Here is a 17,050-nt window from a genome sequence, read left to right on the forward strand (position 1 = left end):
CCGATGTCGCGCCGAGTCACGCGGACGCCAGCATGAAAAGTCGGGAAAGTTCAGGGTGGGTCAGGGGCGGCCCAGGCCGGCCTCGCGGGCAGCGATGATCGCGGCGGCGCGGTCGGGCACCCCGAGCTTGGCGTAGATGCTCGACACCGCGTTGCGCACCGTCTTCCCCGAGACGTAGAGCTCGGCGGCGATGGCGTCGTTCGCCAGGCCGGCCGCCATCCGGTCCAGCACGGTCCGCTCGCGCTCGCTGAGCTGCGGGAACACCGGCTCGGCCGGACGCGGTGCGGCGTCGGCGAGCAGCGCGGCGACCCGCCCGGCCAGCGCGGCGCCGAAGACGAGCCCGCCGGCCGCCGCGGTGCGCACGGCGTGCTCGACCTCGGCGGCGCCGGACCCCTTGAGCAGGTAGCCCGCAGCCCCGGCCCGCATCGCCGCGACGACGGTGTCCTCGTCCTCGTTCATCGTCAGCATGACGACCCGCGGCGCGGGGGACCGGCCGGTGACGAAGCGGGTGGCCTCGATGCCGTCGAGGCCGGGCATCTGGATGTCCATGAGGACGACGTCCGGGGCGGTGTCGGTGACGAGGTGGACCGCCTCGCGACCGTCGGCGGCGAGACCGACGACCTCGATGCCGTCGAGCGCCCCGAGCAGCGCCGCGAGACCGTCGCGCACGATCCGGTGGTCGTCGACGACGACGACGCGCAGCGGGGCGGTCACGGTCGGACCTCCGGGGACGGGAGCGGGGTGAGGGGCAGCTCGGCGCGCACGAGCGTGCCACCGGCGGGCGGGCAGCGCACCTCGCAGCGGCCGCCCAGCTCGGCAGCACGCTCGCGCAGCGACGCCAGCCCGACACCGACCTCGACGTCGGGCCCGATGCCGGCGCCGTCGTCGGAGACCTCGACGACGAGCCGGCCGTCCTGCGCGCACAGGGACACGGTGCACCGAGTGGCCCGGGCGTGACGCGCCACGTTGGTGAGCGCCTCGGCGACGATGCGGTACGCCGCGACCTCGGCGGCGGCCGACAAGCCCTCGGGGACCCGGGACACGACCTCGACCTCGACACCGGGCACCCGCTCGGCGAGCTGTCGGACCGCTCCGTCGAGGCCGCGGTCGTCCAGTGCCGGGGGTCGCAGGTCGTGGACGAGCCGGCGGACGTCGGCGACCACCTCGCGCAGCTCGGCCGTCGTGGCCTCGACCCGCTCGCGCGCGGTCCCGGGGTCGCGGTCCAGCAGCAGGCGGGCGGACTCGAGCTGGAAGACGAGCCCGCTGAGCGCCGGCCCGAGCCCGTCGTGCAGGTCACGCCGGATCCGCCGCCGCTCCTCCTCGCGGGCGGTGACGAGACGCTCCCGGTGGTCCTGCAGCTCCGCGGCGAGGTGCCACGACCTGGCGGCCGTCGCCGCCTGGCGGACGAGGTCGGCGAGGAGGCGCTCGTCACGCGCGGTGAGCCGGCTCCGCAGCCCGCGTGCCGGCAGCACGAGGCGCCCGACCTCGCTGTCGCGGTATGTGATCGGCAGGGTCCGGACGTGTGCGGGGCGGGTGCCGTGCGCGGCGACGAGCCGCTCGCCCCGGGCCCGCTCGACCTCGATCCCGACGAAGGCGACCCCGAAGGCGTCGGCGACGGCCGTGCAGACCGCGCGGAGCTGGGCGGGGCCGTCGTCGGTCGTCTCGAGCGCCGCCGCGAGCGAGGCGACGGCGGCGTACGGGTCGTCCCGGCCGCCGAGGGCCAGGCGCCGCCCCCACGTCCGGATGCGCCGGCGCACGGGCCCGTAGAGCAGCACGGAGACGAGCAGGACGACCGCGACGACCTGGGTCTGGTCCAGCCCGTGCAGTGCCGTCCCGAGCAGGGCGACCGCCGCGAGGTCGGCGCCCAGCAGGACGAGTGCGAGCGCGGCCATCACGGCGGTGCGCGGGAGCAGCTCGTCGATCGGGGCGAGCCCCGGGGCGAGCACCGCCACCGTCATCGCGGCGGCCGGCAACGTCATGACGAAGAACGCGGACACGACGTCGAACCACGGCTCCGAGACGAGGACGCCGAGGACCATCGCGACCGCCATGACGATGACGGCCCACAGCAGCCAGCGCATCCGGTCCCGGTCGACCCCCGCGGACCGCCGGTAACGGGTGACGACGGTGAGCATCGGGACGACGAAGGTCGCTGTTCCGACGGCAACGGCCATCGGGACCGCGCCGGCGGGGACGAACATCAGGCTCGTCGGGTCGAGGTCGACCTCCGGGGGGACGACGACCGCGCCGGTGCGGTTCCCCGCCGGGGTGACGAGCACGACGCACGCGGCGAGCGTCATCACGGCCAGGGCGGCCCGGCCCGCGACGCCCATCCGGCCGGGGAGGAAACGGCCGGTCGGGAAGAGGAGGAGCAGCAGCGCGGCGACGACGGGCAGGAACGCGCCGAAGCGGTTGAGGAACCACAGCGCCGCGGTCATCCCGGCCCATGCGCTGGTCTCGGTGAGCCCGGCCCGCACCCAGGACGCGGCGAGCCCGTCGAGCACCCAGAAGGCGCCGAAGCCGGCGAGTGACCACCCGAGCGCCTGCCGCGGCTGCCGCAGGAGGACCGCAGCGGCGAGCGCGGCGAGGACGGCCCCCTGGAGGGCGTACGGCCAGCCGAGGCCGCCCGAGAGGGCAACCCCGACCGAGTCCGCCGGGGCCCGGGCGTCGAGCGCGACCGAGACGGCGACCCCGAGCAGCGACGCCACGGCCACCGTGAGCGCGCCGACGGCTGCGGCCGACCTCCGCGACGCCGGCACCGTGCTCGTGTCCACCGGCACATTGTGGGGCTCGCGAGGACGCCGCGGATGCCGGTCCGCACCGATTCGGTGCGGACCGGCGGGGCGGACGTCGCCCGAGGTCACCGGGCGGACCGGTAGGCCCGGTCGCCGACGAGGAACCCGAGCGAGGTCACGAGGACGAGGACCGGCCCGACGAACCCGGCCATGTACTGCAGCGGCGAGACGCCGAGCAGCAGGACGAGACCGCCGGCGACGAGCCCGAACCGGCCGAGCCAGCGGGGCACGTCGCCGCTGCGTGCGGCCGTCCACAGCGCGGTCCCCGCGAGGCCGGCGAGGGCCCAGCACCACGGGACCGTGCCGATCCAGTGGTTGAACAGGACGCCGACCGACGGCTCGACGAGCCCGGGCTCGAGCAGCCCGAAGACGAGCTCGGTGTCGAGCCCGGAGCCGAGGACGAGGACGACCGCGGTGCCGGTGAGCCCGGCGGCGGCGAGCCCCGGCGCGAGGGAGCCGCTGCCCCGGGCGGCGAGCCGACGCGACAGGCCGACGCCGAAGACGAGCAGCGCGACGGCGGCGACCATCGTCGCGGTGTGGAAGCCCAGCAGGATGCCGGTCTGCTCGCCGAGCGCGTCCGTGATGCCCTGGGCGTCTCCGCGCAGGTCGTCACGGTAGACCGCGTCGACCAGCCCGGACAGGACGATGGACGCGGCCCCGGCGACCCCGGCGGCCACGCCGGCGACGGCCCAGCCGCGGGGGGCCGGTGGACCCGTGGTGGGCTCGGGGTCCGCCGCCTCCGTGACGTCGGACCGGACGAGGTTGCGGGTGGTGACGCTCATGGTGTGTCCCCTTCGTGAGTGAGTGGTGTCGTGCTGACGCCGGACACGTTCTCGGGCCGGGTGTCCCGCCGTCGAGGGACACCGGGGCAGGAGATGTCCCGGCCCGGCGACCGCCGCCGGGACGGGTGTCTCGGGTCGTGGACCGGGGGTGCGGGGGACTCGGCGGCGGCGGCACACTTGTCGGCGTAGGTCACGAGTGCCAGTGACAAGCCCCGGCTCGCTGGTCGGCAACCCTCCTCCGCGGTGGGGTGCTCCGGGTGACGACCTGGTCGGCGCCGCACTGGCGTCGGCAAGCGCGGGATCCCGGGCGTCGGTCCGAGGGTCCTTCCGGCCCTCCACGGAGACCACCATGTCCGTCCTTCCCCTCGACGCCCCGACCGTCCTGCGTCCCCGACGGCTCCGCGCCGTCCCGACCCCCACCCCCGGCGCCGGCGCCCTGCCCGCGGTCGTCCGGCCCGACCCCGTCCCGCTCGTCACCGGCGGTCTCGTCGACTACGCCCAGCTCGACCACGGGGCCTCGACCCCCGCACTCGAGCGGGTCGTCCGGGCCGTCGACGCCGCGACCCGCACCTACTCCTCGGTGCACCGCGGGACCGGCTGGCTCTCGCGCGTCACGAGCGCCCACTACGAGGACGCCCGCGCCGAGGTCGCCCGCTTCGTCGGGGCCCGGGCCGACGACGTCGTCGTCTTCACCCGCGCGACGACCGACGCGCTCACCCTGCTCGCCCGGGCGCTGCCCGCCGGGACCCCGGTCGTCGTCCTCGGCTCCGAGCACCACGCGGCGCTGCTGCCCTGGCCGTCCGCCGACCTGCACCGGCTGCCGGTGCCCCACGACGCCGACGACGCCCTGGCCTCGATCACCGCGGCGCTCGCCGCCCTCGACCCGGCGCGCACCGGCGGCCCCCAGCCGCTGCTCGTCGTCGCCGGCGCCTCCAACGTCACCGGTGAGTTCTGGCCGCTGGAGCGGCTCGTCGGTGCGGCCCGCCGGCACGGCGCGCGCGTCCTCGTCGACGCCGCCCAGCTCGTGGCGCACCGGGCGATCGACCTCGAGAGGCTCGGCGCCGACTGGGTCGCCTTCTCGGGGCACAAGGTGCACGCCCCGTACGGTTCCGGAGCCCTCGTGGGCCGCCGCGACTGGCTCGACGCCGCCGCGCCGTACCTGCCCGGCGGCGGAGCCAGCGCAGCCGTCACCGAGGACGGCACCCGCTGGGCCACCGGCGCCGCCCGGCACGAGGGCGGCAGCCCCAACGTCCTCGGCGCGGTGGCGCTCGCCGCCGCGTGCGCGACGCTGCGCGAGCACCGCGAGGTCGTCGCCGAGCACGAGGCCGCCCTCACCGCCCGCCTCCTCGACGGGCTGCGCGCCGTGCCGGGAGTGCGCACCTACTCCCTGCTCGGCCCGGACGCGGACCGGGGACCGGTCGCCACGTTCACCGTCGACGGGCTCGACAGCCACCTCGTCGCCGCGGCACTGAGCGCCGAGCACGGCATCGGCGTCCGCGCCGGCAAGTTCTGCGCGCACCTCGCCGTCGACGCGCTCCTCGCCCGGGCCGGTGCGCCCGGGCAGCCCACCGCGACGACGGCGGTGCGGGTCAGCGCCGGCCTGGCGACGACCGCCGAGCACGTGGACCGGCTTCTCGCGGCCGTCCGGTCCCTCGCCGCCTCGGGTCCGGGCGTCGCGTACCGGCACGACCCGGAGCACGGCTGGCAACCCCTGGACGACCCGCGCGACCTGGCCGTCACGTCCCTGTGGTGAGCCCGGACCGCCCCCGCCCACTAGCCTGCTGAGCGTGACCACCGCGATCGTCACCGACTCCACGGCCTACCTGCCGCCGGCGCTCCTCGAGGGCCTCGACGTACGGGTCGTCCCGCTGCACGTCGTCGTCGGCGGCCGCGAGCACCGCGAGGGCGTCGACATCGACGTCGCCGCCGTCGCCGCGGCGCTGCGCTCGTTCACGCCGGTCTCGACCTCGCGCCCGGCCCCCGCGGCGTTCCTCGAGGCGTACGAGGCGGCGGCCGCTGCCGGGGCGGACGCGGTCGTCTCGGTCCACATCTCCGCCGACCTGTCGAGCACCCTCGGCGGCGCCGAGCTGGCGGCCGAGCAGGCACCGGTCCCCGTCACCGTCGTCGACTCGCGGGCGCTCGGGATGGTCATGGGTCACGCCGTGCTCACCGGGGCCCGCGCCGCCGCCTCCGGCGCCGGGCCCGAGGAGGTCGCCCGGCTCGTGCGGACCACGTGCGAGGGCGCCACCGTCGTCTTCTACGTCGACACCCTCGAGTACCTCCGCCGCGGCGGACGCATCGGGCGGGCCGGCGCGCTGCTGGGGTCGGCGCTGTCGATCAAGCCGATCCTCGGCCTGCGCGACGGCCACATCGTGCCGCTGGAGCGGGTCCGCACCTCGACCCGGGCGATCGCGCGGATCGAGGAGATGGCGGCCGACGCGGCCGAGGCGGCGCAGGACACCGGGGCCACCGTCGACGTCGCCGTCCACCACCTCGACTCCGCCGAGCGGGCGGGCAAGCTGGCCGAGCGGCTCCGGGCACGGCTGCCCGACGCCGAGGTCACCGTCGTCGAGCTCGGGGCGGTCGTCGGGGCGCACGTGGGGCCCGGGACCCTCGCCGTCGCGGTCGTGCCCAGACCGGCCGGCTGAGCCCGTGAACCTCGTGCTGCTCGCCGTCGAGATCGCCGGTCTCGCGGTGCTCGGGTTCCTCGTCGGCGCCGTCAACCCCGCCACCCTGCTCGCCCGGGCGTTCGGGCGCGACCTGCGCACCTCCGGGTCGGGCAACCCCGGCGCCGCGAACGCGGGCCGGGTGCTCGGGCGGCGGTGGGGCGCGGTCGTCCTCGCCCTCGACGTCGCGAAGGCCTACGTCCCGACGCTGCTCGTGCTCATGGCGGTGGGGCGCCTCGCGGCCCTGGTCACCGGGCTCGCCGTCGTGCTCGGCCACGTCTTCAGCCCGTTCCTGCGCGGGCGCGGCGGCAAGGGCGTCGCGTGCGCGGCCGGCGCGATCCTCGCCGTCGACCCGGTCGTCGCGCTCGCCGCCCTCGTCGTCTTCGGGGTCGTCCTGCCGTTCGTCCCCGCCATCGGGGAGGCGTCGGTCGTCGCGACCCTCGCGCTCGTCGTCATCGGGGTCCTCGGGGCGGTCGGTGTGCTGCCGCTCGTGGACCCGCTCGTCGGGGCGTGGCTCGTCGTCCTCGCGCTGCTCGTGCTCTCGAGGCACCGGCGCAACGTCGCCGAGTGGGGGGCCCGGCTCAGGGGCCGGAGGTGACGACGACGAGCTCGGGGGCGTTGCCGTTGCTGTGCTCGGTCGAGGCGTAGTCGGCGCCGTTGGAGCTGGTGGAGGTGATGCGGAGGGCGACGGGGCCGTCGCCGGTGACGAGGGGGCTGACGTCGACCTCGTACCAGCTGCCGGCCGAGACCGGGCCGACGGAGCCGAGCGTCGCGCCGTCGGCGGCGGGGGCGGTGGACCAGGTGACGGTGTTCTGGTTCCAGGTGGTGTCCGTGACGCCGGTGAGGGTGCCGCCGACGGAGGAGGCGTCGACGGCGTAGAGGCGCAGGGTCGCGCTGGTCACGCTCGCGCCGCCGACGCCGGTGACGTCGAAGCGGAGCAGGATGTCCTTGCGGGAGCTGGCGTCCACCTCGAGGACCTGGCTGGCTCCGTAGGTGCTGGTGGGCCGGCTCTCCTTGACCGTCGCGTCGTCGCTCGGCGCGACGACGACGACCGGGGGCCCCGGCGGGGTGGTGACCGGCACCGTGGTGCTGGGGTCGGAGGTGTTGCCTGCGCCGTCCCGGGCCCGCACCGCGTACTCGTACGACGTCTCCGGCGCGACCGTCGTGTCGTCGTAGGTCAGCACGGCACCGACCGTGGCGAGCAGGCTGCCGTCCCGGAGGATGTCGTAGCCGGTCACCGCGACGTCGTCGGTCGAGGCGTCCCAGGCCAGCGACACCCGCGTCGCCTCGGTCTCGGTCACCGTGAGGTTCGCCGGAGCGCTCGGTGGCGTCCCGTCGGACGAGGTGTAGATGGTGCCGGTGCCGTTGTCGAGGATAGGTCCGTCGCTGTTGCCGCCGAAGTCGTTGTCCGCCACCACCGTCCGCCGGCACTCGGCGTCGGCGATGATCAGCCCGTAGCGGTTGCCGTTGGCCGTGTTGCCGTCGACGACGTTGTCGTCGCAGCCCAGTCCCGAGACCGACGCGAAGACCCTGATGCCGTCCCTCCCGGTGCCGGTCACGGTGTTGCCCCGGATGGTGTTGCGGTTGCCGTTCGTGACGGCGATGCCGTTGTCGGTGGCCCCGGTGATCGTGTTGCCGACGACGGTGTTGTCGTTCGACGGCTTGTTCGGCTGGGACGCCGACGACGACGCCTTGTGGAGCCGGATCCCCTCGGCTCCGACATCGCTGATCTGGCAGTTCTCGATCCTGTTGTTGCTCGCGGCGAGCAGCTGGATGCCGTCCCGCGGCACGTTGGTGACGACGCAGTCCCGGATGACGTTCCGCTCCGCCGTGCCGCCGGTCGAGGACACGGCGTCCTTGCCGTCGAAGACGATCCCCCGGCCGCGGGAGTCGGTGACCTCGACCCGCTCGATGACGATGTCGTCACCGCCGTCGAAGTCCAGCGCGTCGCTCGTCGTCCGGTCCGAGCCACCCGCCGAGACGGTCAGGTCCCGGATCGTCAGGCGGTCGCTGCGCGTGGCGTCGAAGGGCTCGGTGTCGGCCGCCTCGTTGGTGGCGTTGCGGATGGTGGTGACGCCCATGCCGGCGCCTTCGATGACGACGTCGGTGATGTCGCTGATCTCGAAGTGGTCGCTGCCGAGGTCGAAGTCGCCGGCGAGGAACCGCACCGTGCCGTCGGTGCCGTTCAGCTCGGCCAGCGCGCTCTCGACGACGGACTTCAGCGACCCGGTGAACGTCGTCGACGCGGACATCGCCTCGTACGTCGAGCCCTGCCGGGAGACGACGAAGGTCCCGGCGGGCGGGGCGTCCGGCGTGGTGACGTCGACGGGGTCGCCGGGGGCCGAGGTGTTCCCGGCGGCATCCCGGGCCCGGACCCGGTAGGTGTACCCGGTGCTGGGCGCGACGGCCGTGTCGTCGTAGCTCGTCCCCGTCACGGTGTCGACGACGGCGCCGTCGCGCAGGACGTCGTAGCCGGTGACCCCGATGTTGTCGGTCGCGGCGTCCCACGCGAGGGACACCTGGGACGGCTGCACGTCGGTCGCTTCGAGGTTCTGCGGCACCGTCGGCGGGTCGTCGTCCGGCACCGGGGGAGTCCCGACGACGACGACGAGCTCGGGTGCGTTGCCCGAGGGGTGCTCGGCGGAGGCGTAGTCGGCGCCGTTGGAGCTCGTGGAGCTGATCCGGAGGCTGACCGGGCCGTCACCGGTGACGAGGGGGGTGACGTCGACGTCGTACCAGGTGCCGACGGTGACCCGACCGAGGGAGCCGAGGTTCGCGCCGTCTCCGGGTGGGGCGGTGGCCCAGGTGACGGTGTCCTGGTCCCAGCCGGTGTCGGACATCGCCGTGAGGTCGCCACCGACCCGCGCGGCGTCGACGGTGTAGAGCCGGAGGGTGGCGCTGGTGACGCTGCCGCCGCCGACGCCGGTGACGTCGAAGCGGACGACGGCGTTCTTCCGAGGGTTCCCGTCGACCTCGAGGACCGGGCTCGTGCCGTAGTTCGTGCTCGCCCGGTCCTCCCGGACCGTCGCGTCGTCGGTCGGCGCGAAGGTGAGGGAGGTGTCGGCCGAGGCCGGGACGGGGACGACGAACGCCAGCAGCATCGCGGCCAGGGTGGCGGCGACGGCCGGGCGGGCGGGGGTCGGCCAACGCGACATGTCCGGTCCTTCCTCAGGGCGCCACGACGACGACGAGCTCGGGTGGGTTCGAGCTCTCGCGGGTGGCGAGCGGCAGGTTGGTGGAGTTCGTGGGGGTGAGGGCGAAGCTGGCGAGGCCGTCGCCGGTGATCACGGCGGTCACGTCGATCTCGGTGTACGTGCCGTTCGTGGTGGGCCCGGAGGTGCCGAGGAGCGACCCGGGGGACGGGGCGTTGCTGTAGGTGATGCCGGTCTCGGCCCAGCTGTCGTCGGCGACGTCGCGGACCTCGAAGCCCGCGCTGTGGGTGGAGTTGGCGCGGATCCGCAGGACGGCCGAGGTGACGGTGCCGGCGAGGCCGGAGACGTCGAACCGGACGTACCCGCGGCGGTCGGGGGAGGCGTCGACCCGCATCGTCTTCTGGGTGCCCCGGTTGGTCGTGGGGGAGTTGGCGTCGACCCACGAGTCGGCGGCCGCGGGGAACGTGAAGTCGGTCTGGGCCGGGTCGACGGTGACCGAGACCGTCGCGGGGGCCGAGACGCCGCCGCTGGGGTCGGTGACGGTGACGGTGAAGCTGTCGGGCCCGGTGTAGCCGGCGGTCGGGGTGTAGGTGACGTCGGCGCTGCCGGTGCCGCTGCTGCACTGCTCGTTGCCGACGGTGCCGGTCGACCCGTGCGCCGGGGGCGCGGCGACGGCGAACGTCAGCGGGCAGTCGCCGTCGACGTCGGTGCCGGTGAGGGTCACGGTGACCGGCGTCCCCACGGTCGTGGTGGCGGACCCGTCGGCGGCCGTCGGGAGGTCGTTGACGGGGTCGATGGTCACCGCGACCTCGCCGGTGTCGGTGAACGACCCGTCGGAGACCCGGTAGGTGAAGGAGTCGGTGCCGTGGTGGTCGCCGTCGGGCACGTACTGGCCCGAGGAGCAGTCGGAGGCGACGGTGGCCGAGCCGTTGGCCGGCTGCGCCGTCACGGTGCACGTCAGGGTGTCCGGGTCCGGGTCGGAGACCGACGGGGTCCACGAGCCGGTGGTGTCCTCGTCGGTCGTCATCGTCACGTCGGCGGCCGTCGGGGGGCTGTTGCCGCTCGTGTCCTGCACCACGACGAGCTCGGGGGCGTTGCTGCTCTCGCGGGTGGCCAGCGTCAGGTTGGTGCTGTTGACCGGGGTGAGGGCGACGCTGTGCGGGCCGTTGCCGCTGATGGCGGCGGTGACGTCGATCTCGGCGTAGGTGCCGCTCGTCGTCGGGCCGGAGGTGCCGAGGATCGACCCGACGGAGGGGGCGTTGCCGTACGTGATGCCGGTCTCGCTCCAGCCGTCGTCCGACACGTCGCGGACCTCGAAGCCCGCGGAGTGGGAGGAGTTGGCATGGACCCGGAGCGTGGCGGAGGTGACGGTGCCGACGACGCCGGAGACGTCGAACCGGACGTAGCTGCGCCGGTCGGGGGAGGAGTCCACCCGCATGGTCCGGTGCGTGCCCCGGTTCGTCGTGGGGGAGTTGGCGTCGACCCAGGCGTCGGCCTCCGCAGGGATCGTGAGGTCGGTCTGGACGGGGTCGACGGCGACCGCGACCGTCGCGGGGGCCGAGCTCTCGCTGCCGGGATCGGTGACGGTGAAGGAGAAGCTGTCGGGCCCGGTGTAGCCGGCGGTGGGGGTGTAGGTGACGTCGGCGCTGCCGGTGCCGTTGCTGCACTGCTCGTTACCGATGGTGCCGAGCGACCCGTGGGTCGGGGGCGTGTCGACGGCGAAGGTCAGGGGGCAGTCGCCGTCGGCGTCCGACCCGGTGAGGGTGACGCTGACGGCGGTGTCCTCGGTGGTGGTGACGGACTGGTCGTCCGCGGTGGGCGGGGTGTTGCCGCCGGTGTTCTGGACGACGACGAGCTCGGGCTTGTCGGCGCTCTCCCGGGTGGCGAGCGGCAGGTTCGTGTTGTTGACGGGGGTCAGCGCGAAGCTGACGGCTCCGTCGCCAGTGACGGAGCCGGTCACGTCGACCTCGGCATAGGTGCCGGTGGTGGTGGAGCCGGAGGAGCCGACGACGGGCCCGAAGGAGGGGGCGTTGGCGTAGGTGATGCTGGACTCCGACCAGCCGTTGTCGGTGACGGTCTCGACTCTGAATCCGGCGGCGTGGGTCGAGTTCGCGTGGACCCGCAGGGTGGCGGAGGTGACCGTGCCGGTGACCCCGGAGACGTCGAACCGGACGTATCCGCGCCGATCCGGGGATCCGTCGAGGCGCATGGACGTCGACGAGCCGTAGTTCGTCCCGGGGTTGTCGGCGTCGACCCAGGAGTCGGCGACGGACGAGAAGGTGAAGTCCGTGGGTGGTGCCGGGGTCTGGACGACGGCCGGGTCGGACTGACCGGAGGCGTTGCCTGCCGCGTCCTTCGCCTCCACCGTGTACGAGTACGTCGTCAGGGGCTGCGCGGTGGTGTCGGAGAACGACTGCTCCGTCCCGGCCACCGTGCCCACGGTGCTGCCGTCGCGCCGGACGACATACTCGACGACGCCCACGTTGTCGGTCGACGCGGTCCAGGCGACGTCCACCTGCTGGCCGGTGACCGCGGTGGCGGCGACGTCGGCGGGGACCGACGGCGGGGTGCTGTCGGCCGGTGCCCCGCTGCACGCCAGCGTCCCCGAGTCCAGGACGGCGCCGGCGGTGTTGTCGTAGCGGTACGCCGCCCCGTCCGCGTTGAGCTCGAGCGCGAGGGCGCCGTAGGCGGTCTGCACGGTGTCCGCGCCCGCAGCGAGACGGGAGTCGGTCCGCGAGAAGCCCTGGACCCCGTGCCCGCCCGCCCCGAGGACGAACTGGGTCGCACCGTCGGGGTCCGGCGCGAGGTCGCGGTCGAGGGGGACCCACCGCTGGTAGTTGTGGTCGTGCGCCGTGAGGACGATGTCGACCCCGCCGTCGACGAGCTGCGCCCACGTCGGGAACAGGGCAGGGGTGTCGTCGTGGTGGCCCACGTTGAGCACCGGGTAGTGGAAGGCGGCGATGGTGCACTGCGCGGTGTTCGCGGCGAGGTCCGCCGCCAGCCATGCCGTCTGCGCCGAGCCCGGTCCGTCCTCGAGGAGGTTGAGGACGATGACGTGCCAGCCGTTCGCGTCGTAGCTGTAGTAGGGGGGTGGGGTGGCCCAGTACCGGTCGTACCCGGGCCACTCGCCGCCGGACTGCTCGTGGTTGCCGAGGACGGGGTTCGTGATGGGCTTGAGCGATCCGAAGCGGTCACCGTCGCCGTACCAGTTGTGGAACTCGGTGTAGGTGCCCGTCTCGTAGACGTCGCCGAGGTAGATGAACATGTTGGGGTCGAGCGACGCGACGGTGTCGACGACGTCGTCCGAGGAGCTCTGGCCCGACGCGCCGTCGCCGGTGGCGGCCAGGACGAAGGGCTGGCCGCCCGGCGGCGTCGTCCCGGTGGCAGGGGTGAACCCGGTCGGTGGGGGCGGAGGGGTGGACACGCCGTTGGACAGGGTGACCGAGACGGTGGTCCGTGACGTGACGAAGCCGTCGCGCATGTTCGCCTCGACCCCGATCGTCACCGGGCCGTCGACGAAGGTGTCGGTGGGCAGGACGAAGGTGTAGGGGGCCTCGTAGTCGGTCAGCAGGTGGTCGCTGCCGAGGAAGAACTCGAGCTTCGACGCGCCGGGGCTGGTGCCGCCGCTCACGGTGAAGCTCGCCGAGACGGTCGTCGCGCCGGTCACGGTGGCGCCGTCGGCCGGGTCGTTGATGCACACCGACACGCTGTACCCGCCCGGCCCGCTGCTGGCGCAGGTGGCGGCGGCCGCGGGCCTGGCCAGGGGCAGGGCCGCGATGAGGCTGGTCAGGAGCAGCAGCACGGCCAGCTGTGCGACGGACCGACGGTCGGACCTGCGGGCGATCATGACGACTCCATCGCTCGGGACGCCGAAGGACGCCGGGCCTGGCTGGGGTGCGGAGGCGGCGAGGGGGCGGGCGGCGACGGCGTGCGCTGCCGCTGCCGGTCACTGCTCTGGTCACGTTTCACGTTGGTCCACTGCCCGCCGCTGACGAATTCCTGGGGACGGTACTCCGCCTCGGCAGCAGGCCCAATGGCTCACCTGGGGGGTATGGGCGCGTCGCCGGGGTCCCTCGGGGCGGTGGCTCGCGGCCTCGACGGGCGTGCCTGCCGGTGGCATTCCGCCGTCCACAAGGCGCTCCGCGCGGTCTCGTCGTCCACAGATGCCGGCGCGGGCCTCCCCGGGCCCGACGGTGCTTCGTAGCGTCCGATCATGCGACGACGACCCGAGCCGGAGGCCGTGTCCGCGCGTGCCCTCGCGCGGCTGCGCACGGGGCGCGGTGAGGGCTGGGTGCCGTCGCGGGCTGTGCTCGGGGTGGGCGCACGGCCGGGTCCGGAGGCGGCCGCCGGGTCGGGTGACCGGGTCGAGCAGGCCGCCGACGCCGCCGGCGAGGTCGGCGTCGACGCCGACCCCACGCAGGTGCGCCGGCGGCACCGCCGCGCCCCCGGCTGGGTTCGGGCCCCCGCCGCCCTCGTCGGTGCGCGCTGGCAGCCGGGCCGCCCGGCGGTGGCCGGGGTCGTGCTCGTCACCGCCCTGGCCGTGCTCGTCCTCGGGCTGCGGGTGGCCTGGGCCACGGGATCCGACGGTGACGCCGTGGCGCCCGGTCGGCCCCCGGGGCCCACGGGCGTCAGCGCGGCGGCCGAGCCGGTCGGGGTGCCGGCCTCCGCCCCGGGCCCGGCGGCGTCGGGGGCCCGGTCCGGCGGCGGCGCCGACGGCACCGCGGCCGAGGTCGTCGTCCACGTCGTCGGCGAGGTGCGGCGGCCCGGGGTGCGGCACCTGCCGGCGGGGTCGCGCGTGGCCGACGCCGTCGCGGCCGCCGGGGGCGCCACCGCGCGGGCCGACCTCGCGGGCGTCAACCTCGCCCGGGTCCTCACCGACGGCGAGCAGCTGCGCGTCCCGCGCCCCGGTGAGCCGGTCCAGGTGCCCGTGGCCGAGCCGTCGGCCGGGGCCCCCGGGGCGGGCGCCGCGGCCACGGTCGCGCTCAACACCGCCGACGTCGCCGCGCTCGACACCCTGCCCGGGATCGGGCCGGTGCTGGCCCAGCGCATCGTCGACTGGCGCACCGAGCACGGCCGGTTCACCAGTGTCGACGAGCTCGCCGAGGTCAGCGGCATCGGCGAGAAGCTGCTCGCCCAGGTCCGCCCGCATGTCACGCCGTGAGCCGGCCCGGCATGCCGGCCGAGGCGGCGGCGACGCCCGGCAGGACGCCGACGACGCCGACCCCGGCGACACCGACACCGACGACGCGGCTCCAGACGACGACCGTGACGGCTCGGACCTGCGGCTCCTCGCGCCCGCCGTCGGGGCGTGGGCGGTCGCGGCGACCACGCTCGGCGCCGGTCCGGGCGCTCGCTGGGTGCTCGCCGGCGCGTGCGCCGCCGCAGCGGCCCTGCTGTGGGCGGGCCGCGGCGGCTCCCGGTGGCGCCGGTCCGCGCGGGCGACCCGGTGGCGCCGGTCCGCGCGGGTGGTCCGGTGGCCGCTCGTCCTCACCCTCGTCCTCGTCGTGCTGCTCCAGGTGGCGGCCCTGGCCCAGGGCGCGGTGCGCGAGCGGGGCGGGGTCGTGCCGCTGGCCCGGGAGCGCGCGGCCGTCGAGGCCGAGGTGGTCCTCACCGGCGACGCCATCGAGGTCGCTTCCCGCGGCGGCGAGCCCCGCGTGCTCCGGACGGGGACGATGCGGCGGGTCACCGGCCGCGGCGCGTCGCGTGCCACATCGGCCCCGGTTCTGCTCGTCGGTGACGCTGCGTTGCGTGCCCCGCCGTGGCGCGCCACGGTTCTCGTGCGAGGCCGGCTCGGACCCACGGATCGGGCGGACGACCGGGTGGCAACGCTCGCCGTGTCCGGGGGGATTGGCGTCCTGGCTCCACCGGGGCGGGTGGCCCGCGGCGCCGAGCGGCTACGGGCCGGCCTGCGGGCCTCGGTCGACGACGCCCCCGCCGACGCCCGCGGGCTGCTGCCCGGGCTCGTCATCGGCGACACGAGCCGCACGCCCCCCGATCTCACCGACGCGATGCTCGCCACCGGGATGACCCACCTCACCGCGGTCAGCGGGTCCAACGTCGCCGTCGTCGTCGGGCTCGTCCTCGGCCTGTGCGCCGTCGTCGGGGTGCCGCGGCGGGCGCGCCCGGTCCTGGCCGGGGTCGCCCTCGCGGGGTTCGTCGTGCTCGCCCGCCCCGAGCCGAGCGTCGTGCGAGCCGCCGTCATGGGGGCCATCGGGCTCATCGGCCTCAGCCGGTCACGGCGCTCGGCGGGCCTGCCGGTGCTCGCCGGTGCGGTGCTCGTCGTCCTCGTCGTCGACCCGTGGCTGGCCCGCTCCTACGGGTTCGTGCTGTCGACGCTCGCCACGCTCGGGCTGCTCCTGTTCACCCGGCCGTGGGGCGACGCCGTCGGGGCCCGCCTGCCGGCACGGCTGGCGCCGCTCGGTCCCGCCCTCGCGGTTCCCGTTGCGGCGCAGGCGATGACGGCCCCGGTCGTCGTGCTGCTCCAGGGGTCGGTCAGCGTCGTCGGAGTCCTCGCCAACCTGCTCGCGGCGCCCCTCGTCGCGCCGGCCACCGTCGCCGGGGTCGCCGCGGCGCTGGCCTCCCTCGGGTGGGCTCGCGGCGCCGAGCTCGTGGCGTGGGCCGGCGTCGTGCCCACCACCGGCATCGCCGAGGTCGCCCGGCTGTGCGCGCGGGTGCCCGGCGGGACCCTGCCCTGGCCCGACGGCCCACCCGGGGCGGTCCTCCTCGCCGTGCTGCTCGTCGCCGTCCTGCTCACCGGGCGGGCCCTGGCCGCCGGGGTCCGGGCGCACCCCGTCCGCACCTACTCCGCGGCTGCTCTCGTCGTGGCGCTGCTCGTCCCCACCCAGGTCGTCACGTGGCCGCCGGCCGGGTGGCGGGTCGTCGTCTGCGACGTCGGCCAGGGGGACGCGGTCGTGCTGCGCAGCGGGCCAGGCCGGGCCGTCCTCGTCGACGCCGGTCCCGACCCGCGGCTCGTCGACGGCTGCCTCGGCCGGCTCGGGGTCGACACCCTCGACGCCGTCGTCCTCACCCACTTCCACGCCGACCACGTCGACGGGCTCGTCGGCGCGGTCGCGGGCCGGGCCGTGCGGCAGGTGCTCACCACGCCGGTGCGCGAGCCCGCCGGCGGTGCGGCCGGCGTCGACCGGGTCGCCGCCGCACACGCGGTGCCGGTGGCGGCCCTGCACGCCGGTGACCGCCTCGTCCTCGGCGAGGTCGACGCGCTCGTCTGGGCGCCGACGCGGCGGATCGGTGGCGGCTCGGTGCCCAACAACGCCAGCGTCGTCCTCGCCGCCCGCACCGGGGCGGTCGACGCCCTCCTGCTCGGCGACGTCGAGCGGGAGGCCGCTCACGACCTCCTGCTGCGGATCCGGCGCGAGCCGGCGATGGCCGCGGCGGCCGGGGGGTTCGAGGTCGTCAAGACCCCGCACCACGGCAGCGCCAACCTCGACGACGACCTCATGGCCGCGGTCCGGGCGCCCGTGGGGGTCGTCAGCGTGGGGCGCGAGAACGACTACGGACACCCCACCGCCGCGCACCTGACCCTGCTGCGCCGGCTCGGCTACGCGGTGTACCGCACCGACCAGCACGGCGACGTCGCCGTCGTCGGCACCGCCAGGGCGGTGCGGGTGGTCACCGCCCGGTGAGCGGACCGCCGT

10 protein-coding genes and 1 riboswitch are annotated in these 17,050 nt (G+C 75.6%); of the genes, 5 read left to right on the plus strand and 5 right to left on the minus strand.

The genetic code is table 11. The features are described 5' to 3' along the window. Positions 1-60: 60 nt before the first annotated feature. From Q0963_RS02540 to Q0963_RS02550, 3 genes are all read right to left on the minus strand, one after another. Positions 61-714, minus strand: coding sequence for a response regulator transcription factor (locus Q0963_RS02540; protein WP_299442004.1), 654 nt, complete (start codon positions 712-714; stop codon positions 61-63). Then, positions 711-2,774, minus strand: coding sequence for a sensor histidine kinase (locus Q0963_RS02545; RefSeq protein ID WP_299442007.1), 2,064 nt, complete (start codon positions 2,772-2,774; stop codon positions 711-713). The genes Q0963_RS02540 and Q0963_RS02545 overlap by 4 nt, the downstream gene beginning before the upstream one ends. Positions 2,775-2,860: 86 nt before the next feature. Then, positions 2,861-3,577, minus strand: coding sequence for a hypothetical protein (locus Q0963_RS02550; RefSeq protein WP_299442010.1), 717 nt, complete (start codon positions 3,575-3,577; stop codon positions 2,861-2,863). A gap of 188 nt (positions 3,578-3,765) precedes the next feature. Next, positions 3,766-3,879: riboswitch (SAM riboswitch) on the plus strand. A gap of 47 nt (positions 3,880-3,926) precedes the next feature. Between Q0963_RS02550 and Q0963_RS02555 the strand changes: the two genes are divergently transcribed. The 3 genes from Q0963_RS02555 to Q0963_RS02565 are packed head-to-tail and all read left to right on the plus strand — an operon-like array spanning position 3,927 to position 6,841. Next, positions 3,927-5,330: an aminotransferase class V-fold PLP-dependent enzyme gene (locus Q0963_RS02555; protein ID WP_299442013.1), complete on the plus strand. Its 1,404-nt coding sequence runs from the start codon at positions 3,927-3,929 to the stop codon at positions 5,328-5,330. Positions 5,331-5,364: 34 nt separating this feature from the next. Continuing rightward, entirely contained in the window at positions 5,365-6,225 is an 861-nt protein-coding gene (locus tag Q0963_RS02560) for a DegV family protein (protein WP_299442016.1), read from the plus strand. 4 nt (positions 6,226-6,229) lie between these two features. Next, a complete protein-coding gene (locus Q0963_RS02565) occupies positions 6,230-6,841 on the plus strand; it encodes a glycerol-3-phosphate acyltransferase (protein ID WP_299442019.1) in 612 nt (203 codons plus the stop codon). Here the strand turns inward: Q0963_RS02565 and Q0963_RS02570 are convergent. Beyond that, the gene (locus tag Q0963_RS02570) at positions 6,825-9,398 is read right to left on the minus strand and encodes a DNRLRE domain-containing protein (protein WP_299442022.1); all 2,574 of its coding nucleotides are present in this window, start codon (positions 9,396-9,398) and stop codon (positions 6,825-6,827) included. The genes Q0963_RS02565 and Q0963_RS02570 overlap by 17 nt on opposite strands. A gap of 13 nt (positions 9,399-9,411) precedes the next feature. After that, entirely contained in the window at positions 9,412-13,242 is a 3,831-nt protein-coding gene (locus Q0963_RS02575; protein ID WP_299442025.1) for a DNRLRE domain-containing protein, read from the minus strand. A 366-nt stretch (positions 13,243-13,608) separates the two neighbouring features. Between Q0963_RS02575 and Q0963_RS02580 the strand changes: the two genes are divergently transcribed. Next, complete coding sequence (locus Q0963_RS02580) at positions 13,609-14,556, plus strand: helix-hairpin-helix domain-containing protein (protein WP_299442028.1); 948 nt, start codon at positions 13,609-13,611, stop codon at positions 14,554-14,556. Then, positions 14,543-17,038 (plus strand): ComEC/Rec2 family competence protein, encoded by a 2,496-nt coding sequence (locus tag Q0963_RS02585; protein WP_299442031.1) that lies wholly within the window; start codon positions 14,543-14,545, stop codon positions 17,036-17,038. The genes Q0963_RS02580 and Q0963_RS02585 overlap by 14 nt, the downstream gene beginning before the upstream one ends. The last annotated feature ends 12 nt before the right edge of the window (positions 17,039-17,050 follow it).

The sequence above is a fragment of the uncultured Phycicoccus sp. genome, from assembly GCF_947495705.1.
GTDB lineage: Bacteria > Actinomycetota > Actinomycetes > Actinomycetales > Dermatophilaceae > Phycicoccus.